The sequence below is a fragment of the Oscillospiraceae bacterium genome, assembly GCA_031265355.1.
GTDB lineage: Bacteria > Bacillota > Clostridia > Oscillospirales > UBA929 > JAIRTA01.
The window spans coordinates 1-18,652 of record JAISCT010000011.1 but is presented as its reverse complement, the minus strand read 5'-3'; the positions used below and the strand labels follow the sequence as shown (position 1 = coordinate 18,652).

The following is an 18,652-nucleotide window of genomic DNA, read 5'->3' as shown; positions in this document are numbered from 1 at the left end:
GCGTCAATGCCGGATATCCCTCACAGAGTCGTAGTTACCCCCAGCAACAAAACCGCCGCCGGAATATGCCCTGACGAGGGGTGTTCCGGCGGCAGTGCACCTGTCCGTCCGGAGCGGACGGACAGGCCACTCAATAGAAACCGGAGGGACTCTGGCTGAGATTGATCATGATGTTCTTCATCTGGGTGTAGTGTTCTAGGATCACTTTATCGGTCTCGCGCCCGATGCCGGATTTCTTGTAGCCGCCAAACGGCGCGCCGGCCGGAACCGCATTGTACATGTTCACCCACATGCGCCCCGTTTCCACCGATCGGGCCACGCGGATCGCGCGGTTGACGTCCTGTGTCCAGACGCCGCCGGCCAAGCCATAGACTGATTCGTTGGCCAGCCTGACGACTTCGTCCTCGTCCTTGAACTTGATAACCACGGCCACCGGGCCAAAGATCTCCTCCTGCGCCACCCGCATGTCATTCGTGGCGTCCACAAGCAGCGTGGGCCGGACAAAGAAACCCTTGCCGAGCTCGCCGTCCGTGACTCTGAATCCGCCCGCCGCGACGCGGGCGCCCTCTTGCTTGCCGAGCTCGATGTAGTTCAGTACGTCATGCATATGGGACTCGTAGATCAGCGACCCCATCTGCGTCCGCGGATCGAACGGATCGCCCACGTTGATCTTGTCGAACGCCGCGGCCGCCTTGGCTACGAACTCGTCGTAGATGCCCTCCTGTACAAACACGCGCGACCCGGCGGCGCACACCTGCCCTTGGTTGAACAAGATGCCCATCTGCAAGCCGTCCAGCGCAATGTCCATGTTGCAGTCGTCGAAGAAGATGTTCGCCGACTTCCCGCCCAATTCCAGCGTGGCCGGGATCAGTTTGTCCGCCGCCGCGGATGCCACGGTGCCTCCGACTTCGGTGGAGCCCGTGAAGGCAAATTTCGAAAACCCCTCGTGCGCCAACATACTGTTCCCGGAACGGGAACCGGACCCAGTGACCACGTTGAACACGCCGGGCGGCAGTACGTCGCGGATGAGTTCCGCCAGCACAAGCAGACTGAGCGAGGTGTGGCTCGAAGGTTTGAACACTGTGCAACAGCCGCTGGCCAGCACCGGCGCCAGCTTCCAGGAACCGATGAGCAGCGGGAAATTCCAGGGGACTATCTGACCGACGACCCCGATGGGCTCCTGTAAAACGATGCTCAACGTGTTCTCATCCAGCATCTTGGCCCGGCCGTCCTCCACACGGATCGCCCCCGCGAAATAGCGGAAGTGGTCCGCCGAAACCGGCACGTCGATGTTCATGGTCTCGCGGATCGGCTTGCCGTTGTCCGCCGTCTCCACCGACGCGAGCAGATCCCTGTTCTCGTCAATGATCGCGGCAATCTTGTTCAAAATGGCCATGCGTTCCGCGGGCGCCGTCTTCTTCCACGCGGGGAACGCCGCCCACGCCACCCTAACGGCCTCGTCCACATCGGCGCTCGTCGCCTGCGCGCAGGCCGTCAGCTTCTCGCCGGTGGCCGGGCTGTAGACGTCGAATGTCGCGCCGTCTGAGGCGTCCTTCCATTGGCCGTTGATAAAAAGCTGGTAACGCTCTTTAAATGTTGGTTTCATATCTCAATTCTTCCTCCCCCCGCCCGCGCGGGTCTATTTTACGGGCAACAGTCTTCGCGCTGTTTAGTCTTGGGTGCGGTTTTTTTTGCGCAGGCGCCGCGCCTCTACCTGGGCCTGCCGTCTGCGCTCCCGCGGCCGTTTAACATGCGTGATGTAGTAAAATTCGTTCTCCGTCGCCATCACCTTCTCCAGGCTCATGCTCTTGAACACCGGGACTTTCATACGGAACTTGATCCAGGCGATCGCGTATGCGCTCAGCGCCGCGAAGGCGACGCCCGCCAGGGTCCAGATCCGCCGGCTGGTCTCGATGTCCGGCGCGATGTTGAGCAGCATGTAGATCGCGCCGCCGATCCCGAGGACGGTGAAGATGGTCGGCACCCGGAAGCTGCGCGGCGCCTTGGGCAGCCGGCGCCTGAGCACCAGCACATTGATGTGCATAAACACATAGGAGACCATCCAGAAGATGGAACCCGTGAGGATCAGAAACATGATCTCGTCGGCTGTGGTCAGCCCCGTGGCCTGAATCACGCAGATCGCACCGCCAAAGAGCAGCACACCCCACACGGGCGCTCCTTTTTTGTTGGTCTTTTGAAAGAAGCCTGGTAAAACATTGATTTTTGCCATGCCGTAACAGATCTTGGCCAAGCTGTTCAGCACCGAATTCAGCGTACTCACTGTCGCCAGCACCGCGACAATACCCATCCATATTCTTCCAACTCCACCCAACATGTTCACGCCGTAAAGGATATGCGGCGCGTTGGAAGCGGCGAGATCACCCCACTGGGTGTAGTTGTGAAAGCCCAGCACCATGACAATCTGCAGCACACAGATGATGGCAAGACTCAGGAACATGCTGATGGGGACATGTTTGTGAGGATTTTTCATGTCGGTCGCGATGGGGATGATGAATTCCACTCCGATGAAGAGCCAGAACGCCATGGCGGTCAGGGGCAGGATCGCCCCCATGTCCCCGGTGACGGAGAGCGGCTGCTCCACCTTGACGCCCGTACCCAACCCGAGGGCGCCGATCAGTCCCATCACGGCCATAGAGCCGATCAAGAGCCCGGCGACGGTGTTTTGGATCTTGGCGAACATGTCGATGCCGTTTAAACTCGCGATGATGAGCGCGACGGTCACGGCGATGCCCACCAGCGTGGGTGAGATCGGAAGGCCGGTGATCTCGACGACAGCGAGCCCGAGCATGGCGGCCTCCACGCTGGCGGGCATGCTGTTGCAAAAGAGATACCCGCCTACCATAGAGACGATTGTCGGGAAGGGGCCGAGCCCCGCAAGCGTGTACTGTGCCAGCCCGCCCGTCAGCTTGGGCATCAGCGCGCTGAGCTCACACAGCGAAGCGGCCGTCATCATGTTCAAAGCGCAAGCAATGACCATGGGGATAATGAACGCCACGCCCAGCGCTCCGGACCCCTGCCCCAGCGTCATGAGACAGCTTGTGGCCACAATCAGGCCGACGCCGGTGGATACGGCGCTGCCGAGCCCCAGTTTCGCTTGATTTCGCATGGACAATACCCCCTATCATATGGTCGTTGATCCGTCGTCTGTCGGGGTCAGCGCCGCAGGGCTTCCAAGCCCTCCTCGCCGGTCCGGACACGGATGACATTGCTGATCTCCGAGACAAAGATCTTACCGTCGCCAATGTGGCCCGTGTACAGCTCCTGCTTGACGATCTCGATGATCTTCTTCGTCAAGTCCTCCGTGGTGATGATCGTGATGAGCTGCTTTGGGCGCAGCTCCATCTCCTCATACTCCTCTCGTGCGTGCTCCGGCGCCCCCTTCTGCACGCCGCAACCCAGGACTTGCATCACGGTCATGCCCATCACGCCGACTTTGCTTAGAGCCGCCTTCAGTTCATTGAACTTGGAGAGGCTGGTGATGATCTCAATGCGCGAGAGTTTCACAAAGGTCCCTCCCTTTTCTATTTCTATTTCAAATGCTCTTTACATTTCACCTTTTTTACGTTTGCGTTTTTGAAATCGGGGCGCTGCGCGTCACACGCCGGCACTCTGTCCGGTGTGGGCCAGGGCGGACTGGATGCACTTCTCGAAGCTTTCCAGCGTGTAGTTGATCTCTTCCACGGTGACGGTGAGCGGCGGCAGAAAACGGAACACTGCCGGGTTGTTCAGCGTGTGATTCACCTGAATACGGTAGACCTCCACCAGATCGTTGTTGATGGGGTCCGCGAAATAGTCCCCATAGCCCTCTTTGTACGCGTCGGGGATCTCATAGGTCTCCAGCCCGATCATCAGGCCCCTGCCGCGGACCTCCCTGATGATGGTCGGATATTTCTCCTGCAGGGCCTTCAGCCGGCCGATGAAGTACGCACCCTTCTCGGCCGCGGCTTCGATCAGGTCATTTTCGAAGATGAACTCCAGCGAAGCGATGCCCGCCGTGGCGCTGAGGCCGTTTTCCTGGTATGTCGCGGTGTGGTGCCAGCAGGTCTCTACACTGCCGTAGGCCGCCTCGTAGAGTGCCTCGGTGCAGATGAACCCGCCGAACGGGATAAGGCCGCCGGAGAACCCCTTGGCAAACACGAGACAATCGGGCACGACGCCCTCGTGGTCCACGGCCCACATCTTTCCGGTGCGCGCGCAGCCAGCCTGGATCTCATCCGCCACCATGAGCGTATCGTACTGCGTGCAGAGCGCGCGGACTTTGGTCAGATAACCTTCCGGCGGGACAATGATGCCGCCCTCGCCCTGAATCGGCTCAAGGAAGAACGCACTGTAGACGCCGCGGGCCAGCGCCGCTTCGAGAGCGTCGGCGTCGCCATAGGGCACCCAATCCACCGACTCCATCAGCGGATGCTGATACATCCGCCACTTTTCTTTGCCGCCGACGGAGACTGCGCCGGTGGTCTTGCCGTGGAAGGCGCCCTCGCAGGAGAGAATGCGCGTCCGCTCAGGTTTGCCGCGGGTGGCGAGTTTCACCAGTTTGATGACGCTCTCGATGGCCTCCGCGCCGCCGGTCGCCGTACCCATCTTGGTCAGCCGCCCGCCCGGAGAAACCAGCGCCATGTTGTGGGCAAACGCGGCTGCGATGCTGTGGTACGCGATAGCGCCCATCAGGTACTGTTTGCTCTGGAACGCTTTTTCAAGCTCACTCCAGATGAAGTCATTGTTGTTGCCCACGCTGGCCACGCCGACGGCGCCGATCATGTCCAGATGCTCCCGGCCCTCGTGGTCGGTAAATTTGGTGCCGTCGGCCTTGACAAAGTACTTGCAGCCGCCGCTGAGTGTGCGCTCACGGTTCAGGTGTGTCAGTTGAAGGTCACGCGTTGTCTCGTAGTCCATGGTAATCGCGTCGTCCACCGTGTAAAAACCCTTGACTTTTTCTTTTACGCTGGCCATGTTGTATTCCTCCCGTTTCTTAAAATAAAATGTCACAAAGACGCACCCACCCAGAGAGGCACGCCCTTGTGACTCATACGCTTACGCTTTGCACTTTAGCACATCTCCTCAGAACAAAACTAGGAAAAACCGGAACTTGGCGCCCGAAATTTGCGCCTGTTCCCTGCCCCCCGCGCGGGCCGCCGACGGGCTCTGCGGCCGGGGCCGGAGGGTGGGGCGAATGTAACCAAGATGTAGTGGGGATTTATAGACAATCTGCGCATAGGCAGTCCCGCCGACGTTCCTGTATAATGAGATCAACAGGCAGATGCGCCGACGCCGGCGCGGGCGTCGGAGGGGAAAATTATGGATCTCCGGTCGGTGATCACCAAGGTATATACTATCCAACCTTTTTTTGTCCAGTGCACGAATCTATATTACAAAAAGACACTGCTCGACTCCCCCGTGGCGCACTTTTATTCCTTCACCGCCGGCCACAGCAACAGCCAGATCATGGCCGTGCCGGACGGCTGTATCGACATCCTATTTTCCTGCGATCCCCGCCGCCCGGAGGCCGCCGTTTGCGGCACCGTCACGGAGAATACCCGCGTTGCCATCGAACCGGACGTCACGTATTTCGGCGTGCGCTTCCACCCCGGCGTCCTCTCGCTTCGTTTCGGCATCAAAGACGCGGACCTTGTCAACAACCGGCTTCTGCTGTCGAACCTGCCCGGCGGCCGGCAGCTTGTGGAACAGATCGTGGGGACAGACGCGTTCACCCGGCGTATCGACCTCTTTGCCGATCACTTTCTAAACGGCGTCGGCGACTGGACAGATTCCCCCTCCGGTCGTCTGCTGAGCGTGCTGCTCGGGCTCATCCTGAGTCGGAGCGGCGACATCCAAGTGCGGGAACTTGAAGAAGAAACAGGCTATTCAGCCCGCTACATCGACAAAGTGTTTCACAGCCACATGGGCGTGAGCCCGAAGGCATACTGCAAGTTCATACGGTTTCAGACCTTTCTGCATCGCATGAACACACAGGGCGGGCAGACGCTTGTGAATTTCGCGGTGGACGCCGGCTATTACGACCACTCCCACATGCTGCGGGATTTCAAAGCCTTTACCTCGCTCAGTCCACAGCAGTACAAACAGACCATCAACTTGCCCGTGTACAGCCGCAAAATCATCGATCTGGCGCGCGTGAACATCACGTCGCCTCCCGATTGAGATTTGGGCCCCTGAACCGTTTGCGATGAACGTACAGATACATGCACAGAAGAAGAAAGGAAGATGTTTTTTCATGAAAAGCAAGAAAACTCTGCTGGCTGTGGCACTGACGGCGGCCCTGGTGTTGTCGCTGTGCCCGGTCCCGGCCGCGCTGGCCGTCGAGAACATCCCTGCGCCTGCGGTGGCGCAGCAGCTCACGCCCACGATGGGTTGGTCCTCGTGGAATTGCTTCGGCCTCAGTATCAACGAGGAGAGAATCCTCTCTCAGGCGGATGCCCTCGTCAGCACGGGGCTCGCGAAAGCCGGGTATGTCTACTTAAACATCGACGACGGCTACCAAAACGGCCGCGACCCTGTGACAAACCGGGTGCGGTACAACGAGACGCTCTTCCCGAACGGCATGAAATACATTGCCGACTACGCGCACAGCCTCGGGTTGAAGGCAGGTATGTATTCAGACGCCGGCGACAACACCTGCGGCTCTGGCAACACAAATCCCTATGGTCTGGACGTGGGTCTGTGGCGGTATGAGGAGCAGGACCTTCGGATGTATCTCGAGGAGTGGGGGTACGATTACATTAAGGTGGACTGGTGCGGCGGGGGCCACGCGCGTCTCAATGAGCAGGAACAGTACACCAAGATAGGGCGGATCATCCGGCAGATCTCCGAGGAGACCGGGAGCTGGAAGGTTTTCAATGTCTGTCGCTGGATGTTCCCCGGCGAATGGGTGTTGGATGTGGCCGATTCCTGGCGCACCTCCGGCGACATCAACGCCAGCTGGGGTTCTATCTTGAGTGAGATCGACTCCATGAAGCCGCTTACAAAGTACGCCGGCCCGGGTCATTTCAACGACCCCGACATGCTGGAGGTCGGAAACGGCAACCTGACGCCGGATCAAAACAAATCCCACTTCAGCATGTGGTGCATGCTGGCCGCGCCGCTGGTGCTCGGCAATGACCTGACTCAGATCTCGCAAACCACTCTCGACATCCTGACCAATGAAGAAGTGGTCGCGTTGGATCAAGACCCCGCCGGCCTTCAGGCCAGTGTGGCGAAAAGCACGGGCGACGGCGAAGTCTGGGTCAAGGACCTCGGCTACGCGGGCTCGAACACCAAGGCCGTGGCGTTCTTCAACCGGAGCGGCGCGCCGATCGAGCTGTCTATCAACTGGCGGGACATCGGCCTGGAGGGACGCGTCACCGCCCGTGACCTGTGGCTGCACGATGAGGTCGATGTGGATGAGGGCTACAGCGCCTCCCTTCCGCCTCACGGTATCGTGGTGCTGAAGGTGACCGGCGAGCCGACCGGTTCGTCGGCTACGCTGCAGGCCGACTTTTCCGAGGCCCCCGACACCGTGGACCTGACGGCGGCCGGCAGCCTCGACTGGTACTATTTCGCGGAGAACGTGCGCAAGCAAGGCGGCGGAATTCTCTCCGGCCTTGTCTCCGACGGAGCCGTGCCGAGCGTCCGCGACGCCCGCACGTCATACGCCTGGAGCGACGCCTCGGGCGAGACGCCCGCCGGCGGCGGCGCCTCCGGTCTGGCCCTCACGGGGGCGGGGGATTTCGTCGAACTCACAGTGCCCACTCGGGCGGACACACAGCTTATCTCCCTCTACCTCGGCGCCGAAAACGCTCGGTTGCGGATCGACGCGACGATCGGCGTCAAACAGGTCACAGACTTTTTCGAGGGTGAGAGCGGGCTGTATCGGGTCCGCTTCAGCGCGCCGGGCGCCGCCTCGCTGACAGTCCGGATCACATTGGAAGAGACGTTCGGCGACGACGCCGCGCTCCGCCTGGAGGCGGCCAGCTTGGTGATTCCAATACAGATTCTTTCCCAGAACGTCTCATTGGCCGACAAGCCGGCTGCCGTCAACCTTACCGAAGAGGGCACGGGGGACTGGCTGCAGCTCGGCACCGTCTCGGGCGCCAATGTCCACCGAAAAGCGACCGGCGGCGCACAGCTTTCCTTTGTCAGCAACGGAAGCGCCACCGGCAACTACACAAACGCGGCGGCAGCCTACAGCTGGACGGACGGAAGTCCCGTGGCGTCGGCCTCGGGCCTGCGCTCGGGCCAGGGTTACGGCGGCGGCAGCGGCAGCGCGGGGTCGTCTTACGGCCAGTTCAACGCCCCCTCGGACACTCGGACGCGCACCGTCAAAGCCTATGTGGGCGGCTACATGGCACAGGTACGTATCACCGTCACACTGGCCGGGCAGCTGATCTTCAGCGACACCATTGAGAACCAAACTGGTAAAGTTGACCGGGTCGTAACCGTGACTTACGCGACGGACCAACCCGCCACGCTGAGCATCCGCTGGGGCGTTGAAGTCTCTTATAGCAACGGCAGCGTCTCGTGCGAAGCCATCACGATGACGGCCGTCGACCCGCTGCCCGTCACCGAGAATTTCCTCTTCGGATCCGGGATGCCAATCGCGGGCGGAGATGTGACGCTGGACCGCGCGGATGCGCTCGATTGGGTGAGTTTCGGCGGCTCGGCCGGCGCCGGCGCCGCGCGCAAAGCCGGCGTACAGTCCATCACCAACTACGCCAGACCGGCCGGCGCAGTCCTCACGTCCGCCGGCGGTCCGGTGACATATCACTGGCAGGGCGGCAGCGGCGGCGGCGGCGCGGCGCTCTCCGGCGAGGGCAGTTGGTTTGAGTTCTCCGTCCTGTCCCCCGGCGAGGGCCTGCATCGCGCCGACGTCTACTTCGGCGTGGAGAGTGCCGTGGCCGCGGTCGCCGCATCGGTGGGCAATGAGAATTACACTTACGGTCTCTACAACCTCGCGGGCGGGCAGAGCGCCGTCGTCTCCCTGTGGTTCCGGTCGGACGAGCCCCTGCGGTTCCGTTTCAGGCTGGACGACACATTCCCGGGCGAGAGCGCCCTGCGGCTGGATGCCGTGGTCCTCAGCGACGACGACGCCGTCGTCGCCTACCCGACCGTCACCCCGGCGGAGGGCGCCCTGCACCTGCGCACAGAATTTATCGCGTACAGCGGGCCGGCGGCCCGGCTGACCGCCGCCTCGTACAGCGCGGTCGGTACACTTCACGCGCTCGATATACGCGACGCGGCCGCGCCGGAAGACGGTCTCCTGACCGTGGAAAATACCGTACCGGTTCCCGAAACCGGTACACTGCGCCTCTTCCTCTGGGACAGCGCCCTGGCGCCGCTTCGCGACGCCGTCGCGCTGGGTCTCCCCTACACAGATGTGACGCCTCTCTCCGCCCCGCGGGCCTATATCGGCGGTCTCACCGCCAAAGCCAAAGTCCAAAGCGGCGCCCTGCTGCTCGACGTCCGCTCTCCGGAGGCCTATGAGGAACGGCACGCCGAAGGCGCGGTGGGTATCCCCTACGCCGAGCTGCTGATGCACACCGGCGACCTGCCGGACGACAAAGGCCGGGAGATTGTCGTCTATGGCACTTCGGCGGCCGAGAGCGCGAAGGCCGCGCTGCTGCTGCGCTACCTGGGGTATGGAAACGTTTTCGACCTGCGCGGACTCGACAACTGGTTCGCACGCCCGTCGGTGACGCTGCCAACCACACAGGCCAATCGTTTTGCGACGCTGCCCATCCGGGCCATTTTCAGCTCCGTGAGCCTCTACGATGACGTGGAACGTCTCTATTCCCTCGGCGCGGATTCGACGATCGGCGACGCGCTGCCCTACCCCGCGGAGGGCATCGCGCTGGAGAGCTCCGACACAGTGAAGGTCTACGCCCTCCACAATGGCACCGTGTACGCCGAGGACGAGGCGTATTATGACGTTTACATCGCCCAGCCGCTGCCGGACGTCACCCCCAATCTCCCGGTCGGCGTCCTCACTTGGACCCGAAATACCACCGGCTGGGGCACGACAAAGGTGAACACTTCCATCAACGGAAATCCGCTCCGCATCGCGGGCCATACGTTCTCGATGGGCATCGGCACGCACGCGCCCGCCGAGATCGAGTTTGCGATTCCGGAGGGCGCCACCCGCTTCATTGCTGTGGCCGGCCCCGACGACGAGGAAAAGAACGACAGTTCTTGGCCGGGCGCCGCCTACACGCAGTATTCTGTCTACATCGACGGCGTGCTCGCGGCGCAGAGCCTCCAGCTCACTATGGACCAGTACCACGTGTTTGACATCGAAATCCCCGAAGACGCCGCCGCGATGCGGCTGTATGTCGATTCGACGGAAGACGGCATGAACTGGGACCACGCCGACTGGGCGCTGGCAGGTTTTGTCACGCCGGAGTTGCCGGTGATTCCGAACTACGAGATCGACGCCTATGTCTCAGACCTCGAGTGGGTGAGCGCGGCGACAGGCTGGGGTACGGTCCGGCGTGACCGGTCGGTGGATAACAATGTACTCTCGATCGGTGGCTACACCTTCGAAAAGGGCATCGGCGCGCACGCCGTCTCCGACGTCGTTGTCGCGATCCCGGAAGGCACCGTGAAATTCGTCGCCGTGGCCGGCTGTGACACCGAGGTCACCGACCGCAATTACTTCACGAACTACGAGGTGATCTTCGACACGGGCGAGAAGTTCGTCAGCCCGGAACGGATGCCGTACGGGTCGTTCCACGTATTTGACATCGACATCCCTGAGGGCGCGGCCACGCTCCGGCTGCACGGTGACGTCGGCGTCACCGGCAGCGGCGGCACTATCAACTACGCCCACACCGACTGGGGCATCGCCGGCTTTATCAAAGCCGACCTCCCCGCGTCCCGCTGACACCGAAGAATTTGTCCGCTATAAAATCGTGAAAACCGGCCGGTGCGATATGTACGCACCGGCCGGTTTTCACGATTGTTTTTGAATTTACAAAATATTCCAAATTTTACCATACGAGTAGGACGACCGACGCGGTAAATGCTTTTTATCCGACCTCTGGCTCACCGGTTTCGGTTTCCGGCGGCTGTGTCTCCTCGCGCGTCCCGGTATATTCTGGCGGTTCCGTGCGCTCCGTGCCTAAAAATTCCGGTACGCGCATGCCGGCCATTTTAAAGGCCTCGCTCAGCGGCGGAATCGACTTCATGAGCCCTGCAAGAAAGTTTGACGTCGTCGGCGAGCCACCCTCGCCGTTCATTGAATCCCAGACGGTGACCTTGTCTATCCGCAGGTTCTTGACAGCCTCGACCTGTACCTTGACAAGCTCCTCTATCTTATCGGCGAGCATCAATTGAACAGCCGCGTCCGGCGTCCCACCGGCCGCCGCCACAAGCTTGCCAAAGCCTTCCGCCTGCTTTCCAAGTATCTCCAAAGCGCCGCGCGCCTGCGCCTCCATCCTGGCAAAGATGGCGTCCGCATCGCCCCTCGCCCGGCGGCGCGCCTGCTCGGCGTCCGCATCGGCTTCGAGCTCCAGCCTCTCCTTGGCGATCCGCGCGTTGACTATGATGTCAGCCTGCCCCGTCGTCTCGTCGCGCACCGCCCTCGCTTGCTCGGCAAGCTGCTGGGCGGCGTACGCCTCTTCGAGGGCGCGCGCCTGCGCCGTCTGTTCGGCCGCCGTCGCACGGCGCAGCGCCTCGGCCTCCTGCTCGCGCCTTGTCGCGTCCGACTGCGCTATCGTGACCTTCGCGCGGTTTTCTCCCTCAACGGCCGTCGCATCTGCCTCGGCGACCGCGATGCGCTCGTCCTTGTGCGCGCGCGCCACGCCCGTCGCGCCGTCTCTGTTCTTCTCCGCCACACTCTGCTTGGCGTCGTTTATCGCCTTCGCGGCCGCCTCCTTGCCCAGTGCCTCTATGTAACCGGATTCGTCGGTGATGTCGGTCACGTTGACGTTTATAAGGCGCAGACCTATCTTCTTGAGTTCCGTCTCCACATTGTGAGACACGGCCTCCAGAAACTTGTCTCGGTCAGTGTTTATCTCCTCGATATCCATCGTAGCGATGACAAGACGCAGCTGCCCAAACATGATGTCCTTGGCCAGCTCGTGCACCTCCGGCATCTTCAACCCCAGCAGACGCTCCGCCGCGTTCTGCATGATGCCGTATTCCGTCGAGATCCCCACCGTAAACCGCGACGGGACGTCCACGCGTATGTTTTGGTGAGACAGCGCGTTGGTCAGGTCGACGCTGATCGTCAGCGGCGTCAGATCTAGGTATTGGTAGGCCTGAATCACCGGCCAGACGAAGGCGGCCCCTCCGTGGATACATCTGGCCGACCGCGGACTCCCGTCCGGATTCGTGCCGACCTTGCCGTAGATGACCATGATCTTGTCCGACGGGCACTTGCGATAACGCGAGAGCACGACGACAAACATAGAAAACACAAACACAGTCACAACGACGAGCAATACAACAGTTTCAACCGGCATAATCTTGTTTCACCTCAACTTTACTTACTACCAGGCAGTTCTCTCCGAGAACGCCCACAACGCGTACGCTCTCACCCGTCTTCAGCGGTGTTTCGTCGTCGGTGACCGCGTCGAGCTCGGTAAACCGCCCCTGCAGGAGCATCGTCACCCTGCCGGTCGCCACGCGCGCGGGAGGTATGGGTATGTACACCGTCGCCATATGCTCCAACGCATTTGAGACGACAATATTTCCGTTGCCTTGAAGCTTGAGCACCCATCTTATGACAAGCGCCGCGAACAGCAGCGCCGCCGTCCCCGCCGCTATCGCGCCCAGCAGCGCCGTCATCTCGCCCGTTCTCAACAGCGCAATGCCCGTCCAGCCGCCCACGGCCAGAAAGGCCACGATCCCGCGCACTGTGAACACGCGCAACCCGTCGTCCGCGTGCAAGACGCCATGCTCGGCAGCGTCGCCGTCAAAATCGCCGTCCGCATCATCGGCCATATCAAAATCGGCGTCGGCGTCCGTATCGCCATCCGCGTCTCCGTCGCCCCAGAAAGCACCCCCGAGCAGCAGCACCGTCTGGATGACCATGACCGCCGTAGCCGGCAGCGCGGCGCAGGCAAGCACCTGCCCAAGCACACCAAGCCCAGCCCACCAATCAACGAACCAAACCATCAAACAATCCCTCCCCTCTTGTTTACAGCTTATCTCACAGCCAGTATATCACGTTCAAGTCTGTTAAGCAAGCGAAGCGACTTAATAGCCCTCCGACGCTCATCCGCCATAGGAGCACTTTCTAGTATATAGGCTTTCATGGCAAAGAAGTACGCCGGAGAGCTTCTGTCGGCTGCGGCATTGAGAGATTTTTTTACAAAACAAACCCGGAATCAACCGTCACCTGGGTGCGGCGGTTGATTCCGGGTTATTCTCTTTGATGTAAAAACGAAATTGCCAAATTTCATACAAAAAGACGCGGAATTTTCGAAGATTCAAAAAAGTATACCTTTTTGTGGGAAGGCATATCATAGAGCATCACGCTCACATCTTACCACATATTGCCCCTGAAGTCAACATCATTCTCTCGTGTTTTTATGCATTCATACAAATCCAAACGTTCTCAAATGGCCGAAAAGAGAACTTTAAAAAGGTATAGGTTATCAGGTAACATCCCAGCGGGGTTCATGGCCTTCGGACCGTTGGTACTTCAGGCGTTTGGCGCCGTAGCCGCCGAAAAAAAGACGACAGCTTTGTGTGCAGACAAGGCCGCCGCTGGGGCTGCATGTGCAGGCGGCCTTGCCCTCGAAGTGCCGCCCCTGCTGCCGGATGCGGCATCGAGCGGTTTTTCGGTAGAAAAAACAAAAACGCAACAAATCATTCGAAAAAATTTTGTGGCAGAAAGAGAGGAAGCGTTTTTTATGAGAGGAAGAAGAAAATGGCTGGCCGTCGTACTGGCGGTAGCTCTGGTGCTACCGCTGTGTCCGGTCCCAGCCACGTTGGCCGCCGAGAACAACAATCTGGCGCGTGGGAAAAGCGTCACCGCGTCCGGTTTTGCCAATTCCGGGTGGGTTGCAGCCAATCTGACAGATGGAGATTACACCAAAGGCTGGAGCAGCGCAAGCTGGGGGGCAAACCAAACCGGAAACGCATGGGTTGAGATTGACCTTGGCGCAGACGTCATCCTCAATACGGTGGCCATACGCGCACGCAGCGTTGACGGTGCAATCGTATGTTACCCGGTGACATTCACCATAGAAACAAGGACGGCAAGTGGACAGAGTGTTACCGTCGTCAGTCAAACCGACGCCCCGCCCCCAACGGTGGCCGAACCAACTGCCGTATATACATTCGACTACGTCACCGCAAGATACGTTCGGCTTACAGCGACAAAAGTAAACGCCAAGGCGGACGCTTTCTATGTCCAGCTCATGGAGTTGGAGATCAACGGAAGCGATCTGACTTCCCTGGTGGCACAGGCCCAAACGTTCACGGCGGACATGTTCAAACCTTCGTCCTGGCAAACGCTCCAAAACGCAATCGCCGCCGCCGAGGCCGCGCTAGGCACCCCCGGCGTGACATTGTCGGAGTTAAATGCCGCTTATGCCGCGCTGGAAGCCGCCATGCGCGCCGATTTGGTACTCGACAAAACAAGTGTCAATATGAAAGTCGGCGATACACAGAAAATAACCTCGGCGCCGGACCAAGGCGTCATTTGGTCTTCGAACGCCCCAAATATCGCCTCCGTTGACCAAACCGGACACATAACCGGCCTGAAACCTGGCAGCGTTATCGTGACCGCCGTGCTGGACGGCATAACGCGGGCGTGCTCTGTCACCGTGAAGTCGGCCACGACCGAAATCGTCGCGGGCGGTTATGAGATCGATATGCAGCAACTCCCCAAGGTTTATTTCGCACAACACCCCGAGTGGAAAGAAATATATGATGCGGTGTGGCAGATGCATAAAAGCAACATCGCAAAGGCGCAGTTGGCCATGAACCCCGAAGACGTTTACTTTGTTGACGAGGCGTTCAGCCCGACCATTTACGGCTGGGACACCATGTTTATGATGATGTTTGACAAGTGGGGCGTCAATCAGTTCCCGACGCTGCAGTCTCTGGACAATTTCTACTACTATTCCGGTTCCGACAACACGGGCAAGTCCATCGGCGAGATCTCCGGCGGATTCAGCGCGAGTGCCACGTACACAAACCTGTTTTACGACAGCGAGGCGCCTTGGAGCGGCTCCGGTGTATTCGGCAACGCAAACGCTTCGGTCGCCAAAACACAGACGCAGTTGCGTTCTCCGGATTTTGTGACGGCACTCAACGCGGCGAGCGGCACCGGCACGTGGGCGCCGGATACGGGCGGCGTCAACCAAGGTTTCCCTCTGTTCGCGGCGTCTCCGGTCTCCGTGACGGCCCCGTCGTCCTTCGCGGGCAGCGGCACCGAAACAGATCCCTATCAGATCACGAGTGCCGCCGACCTTGAGACGCTGGCCGTCAGGGTCAACAGCGGCGCGGAGGACACTGTCGGGAAATTCTATCTGCTCATCGACGACATCACACTCACCGGACAGAAAAATCACACGCCCATCGGTATGGATGCGGCAGGGCGACGGTTCTCCGGCACGTTCGACGGCGGTTATCACACCATCTCAGGTATACACATCTACACAAGCGAAGCCACACAGGGCCTGTTTGGTTATGTGGACGGCGGAACCGTGAAAAACGTCGGCGTCATCGGCGCGGTGATCGAATCCGGCATCAAGAGCGGCGCCGTCAGCGAACCCGGCGGGAACTGCGGCGCCATTGCCGGGCAGGCAAAGAACGGCGCAAAAATCATCAACTGTTTCTCGCGCGACGCCTATGTGCACGTCAAGAATGCGGCAGCCGGCGGCATTGTTGGCTTGCTGGAAACAAACAGCATCGTCGAGAATTGTTACTCCGTGGGATTCATGTGCGGCGCGGACGCCTACGCGGGCGGTATCGTGGCCCTTGAGCAGGGCGGAAACTGCACTGTAAAAAACTGTTATGCCAGCGGTGAAGTAACACACAACGGCAACGGGTACATACCTCGCAAACGCACGGAATCAAACGGCAATTCGGAGTATTATTACACCAGCGTACTGGGGCTCAATCCCCCGCTGTGGGCATGGGCTGAATGGGAGCAATATCAGATTCACGGCGACATTGCACGCTTCAACAAGGTGATTAACGGAAAGACAATTTATCAGCGTTTGAGCGAGCATTTCGCGTTCATTGAACGTGAGAAAAAGGTGGAAAACGGATTGTACGGCAAGACGAGCGGCGATGCAAACGGTCTTGACGACTCACCGAATCAGGACTACCCGTGGGTGACGGGTACGGGCGGCAAGGGCGAGCAGACATACAACGACTTGAGCATTCAGCAGGCCCAGCAGGCATATTATCTGGCTCTCATCGCCAAAGATCTGGGCAAATCGAAAGATTATGAGTACTTTGCAGACCAACACCGGCGGATTTCCGCACTGATCAACGAGTTGATGTGGGACGAAGATGCTGGGATGTATTCCAATCTCGACACAGACGGATACACCCACACAAACATATCCACACCGACAAATCTGTGGGCGCTAATTGGCCGTGTGGCGACGCCGGAGCGCGCACAGCGGATCGTCGAGGCGCACGCGCTGAATTCCGAGAAATTGTTCAGACCCAACGGGCTGGCCACCCTGGCTTATGATTATCCAGGCGACAGCAGCGGACGTTCGGCGTTCAGCGCGAAAGGGAAATACTGGAACGGATCTATGTGGGCGCCGACCGCCTATCAATACATCAAAGGACTCTCCGCGGCAAACTACGGCGACATCGCTTTTAATGAAGCCATCCGTCATGTAAACACACTGTACGACACATATAAGAAGGGCCGCGAAGGTGCGTTTGCCTCCACGGTTTGGGAATGCTATTCGCCCGAATATTTGCGTCCCGCGACCAGCAAAAATGACAGTGGTATGGCGCGTCCGAATTTCGTCGGCTGGACTGGCTGTCTCGGCATTGGGATCGTGCTGGAAGACTTGCTGGGTCTGCGTGTCAGCGCCCCACTGAACACAGTCTACTGGACGCCGCGCCTCACCGAAGCCAACGGTGTGGAAGACATTTGGTATTCGACAGACGGCGCTTCCAATACGGTTGACATCCTCGCTGAAGCCAGGTTGAACGCATCAGACGACGTCACCTTCACGGTGCGTTGCGACCGCGCCTTCACACTGACGGTGACCAATGCGGGCGTCGAGACCACCTTCGATGTGCCGGCGGGAGAACAAACACTGACGGCGAACGGGCCGAAGTCGCTGCCCAACACCCCGACGCTGGATATGACTGTCTCTCTGTTCAACATGTCTGACATCACGATCACAAAAGCCGGCGCGGACGCGGGCACGCTCGACTACGTATCATTCACAGCGGACAAGAACGCGGCGATCGCGGACGGCACACAAAACCAGGCGCACAAAACTGGCTGCGATCAAATTTACAATGTGAACACTGTTGGCACCCGCACGTACACGTTGCGTGAGAGTGTGCAAATGGCTGCGCTCGGTTTTACCGACGCCTATGAACTGGTCAGGAAACCTCTAAACAGCATCCAATACAGTGACGAAGGTTTCATGGTCATGGCCGAGGCCGACAACACCTATAAGATGCTTAAGATCGTTGTCGGCGTCAAGAACACGACAGCCCAGATGACGGCGCGGCTCTCTGACGGTTCGGCAGTTCGTGCTTCACAAACGCTCACAGCGGACGCGGCAGAGAAGATCTATGTCGTTACTGTGCCCTTCCGCGCGGCCTCGGAAGGACAATATGTTTATGTCGAGTATCGCATACCGTACGACGCGGCTTCCAATGCGGACATCAGTCTCAAAGGGATTTTCCTTGTGAGCATCGACGGGCTGCCATCCATACTCACAAATGCCGATGTGACGGCCTCCGACGCAAGCATCGTCGTAAAAGCCGACGACGCGCCCGGCGAAACAAATGACGGCTACGCCATTTATGTGAGTAAGAACGGCGAGATGCCCGTACGTTACGAGCATCCGTCGCTGCCGTTTGACGTGCCGGGTATCGAAAATCTCAACAAATATACGGTCCAAATGGCCGGCGTCAAAGGCGGAGTCGAGGGACTTCTGAGCAGCGCGGTCACTGTGATACCAGAACCTGCCGGGATGACCGACACCGACAGGGCCGCTGTGGATTTGGCCGCCACTTTGCCGCAAATCTTCGGTGAAAATATTTGGGGCGAGGGTGTGATTGAAATACGCACGAACCTAAACCCAGCTGTCCTGGGCATTTTGTATGGCAGCCGCTTTACGCTGTCCAGTTCCACCGACGGCGGCAAATACGGTCTGTCAAATGACGGCGCAGTCACGCGACCGCTTTCCCACAGCGCTTTGTACACGGACGTCGTCGTCACCGCCAATCTGAACGGCGCCGCCGCCAGCAGGACACTGAGCGTGGTATTGCCGCCTGTGGATTTGGCGGTCGAACCCTACGCAATGGGCGGCGATTATGTGCCGACGAGCGGCGGTATCGACCTGACCGCCCTCGGCGACAAGGACTGGCTGCAGCTCAGCACCAGAGACTACACGGATTATGCAAAGAAAGCTTCCGGCGTAAGCGCTATCACAAACTTCACCCATTTGGATCCGTCCTACCGAGAACTGGC

General features: G+C 59.6%; 9 protein-coding genes. 3 read left to right on the top strand and 6 right to left on the bottom strand.

Annotation, left to right across the window (positions count from 1 at the left end; all coding sequences use genetic code 11):
* Nucleotides 1-130: 130 nt before the first annotated feature.
* From LBK75_01260 to LBK75_01245, 4 genes are all read right to left on the bottom strand, one after another.
* Nucleotides 131-1,606, bottom strand: coding sequence for an aldehyde dehydrogenase family protein (locus LBK75_01260; protein ID MDR1156926.1), 1,476 nt, complete (start codon nucleotides 1,604-1,606; stop codon nucleotides 131-133).
* A gap of 63 nt (nucleotides 1,607-1,669) precedes the next feature.
* Complete coding sequence (locus tag LBK75_01255; GenBank protein ID MDR1156925.1) at nucleotides 1,670-3,127, bottom strand: APC family permease; 1,458 nt, start codon at nucleotides 3,125-3,127, stop codon at nucleotides 1,670-1,672.
* A gap of 47 nt (nucleotides 3,128-3,174) precedes the next feature.
* The gene (locus tag LBK75_01250) at nucleotides 3,175-3,525 is read right to left on the bottom strand and encodes a P-II family nitrogen regulator (GenBank protein MDR1156924.1); all 351 of its coding nucleotides are present in this window, start codon (nucleotides 3,523-3,525) and stop codon (nucleotides 3,175-3,177) included.
* Nucleotides 3,526-3,615: 90 nt separating this feature from the next.
* Nucleotides 3,616-4,974, bottom strand: coding sequence for an aminotransferase class III-fold pyridoxal phosphate-dependent enzyme (locus tag LBK75_01245; protein ID MDR1156923.1), 1,359 nt, complete (start codon nucleotides 4,972-4,974; stop codon nucleotides 3,616-3,618).
* Nucleotides 4,975-5,319: 345 nt separating this feature from the next.
* Between LBK75_01245 and LBK75_01240 the strand changes: the two genes are divergently transcribed.
* Together LBK75_01240 and LBK75_01235 are read left to right on the top strand one after the other, a co-directional pair.
* On the top strand, nucleotides 5,320-6,180 hold the full coding sequence (locus LBK75_01240) for a helix-turn-helix domain-containing protein (protein MDR1156922.1): 861 nt from the start codon (nucleotides 5,320-5,322) through the stop codon (nucleotides 6,178-6,180).
* 73 nt (nucleotides 6,181-6,253) lie between these two features.
* Complete coding sequence (locus tag LBK75_01235; protein ID MDR1156921.1) at nucleotides 6,254-10,894, top strand: NPCBM/NEW2 domain-containing protein; 4,641 nt, start codon at nucleotides 6,254-6,256, stop codon at nucleotides 10,892-10,894.
* Nucleotides 10,895-11,039: 145 nt separating this feature from the next.
* Here LBK75_01235 and LBK75_01230 read toward each other — a convergent pair whose 3' ends face one another.
* The gene (locus LBK75_01230) at nucleotides 11,040-12,476 is read right to left on the bottom strand and encodes a flotillin family protein (GenBank protein MDR1156920.1); all 1,437 of its coding nucleotides are present in this window, start codon (nucleotides 12,474-12,476) and stop codon (nucleotides 11,040-11,042) included.
* Nucleotides 12,466-13,131, bottom strand: coding sequence for a hypothetical protein (locus LBK75_01225; protein MDR1156919.1), 666 nt, complete (start codon nucleotides 13,129-13,131; stop codon nucleotides 12,466-12,468). Before LBK75_01225 ends, LBK75_01230 begins: the two co-directional genes overlap by 11 nt.
* 740 nt (nucleotides 13,132-13,871) lie before the next feature.
* On the opposite strand from LBK75_01225, the gene LBK75_01220 reads away from it, so the two are divergent.
* Nucleotides 13,872-18,652: discoidin domain-containing protein (locus tag LBK75_01220; protein ID MDR1156918.1), on the top strand; the 4,781-nt coding region annotated here is incomplete at its 3' end.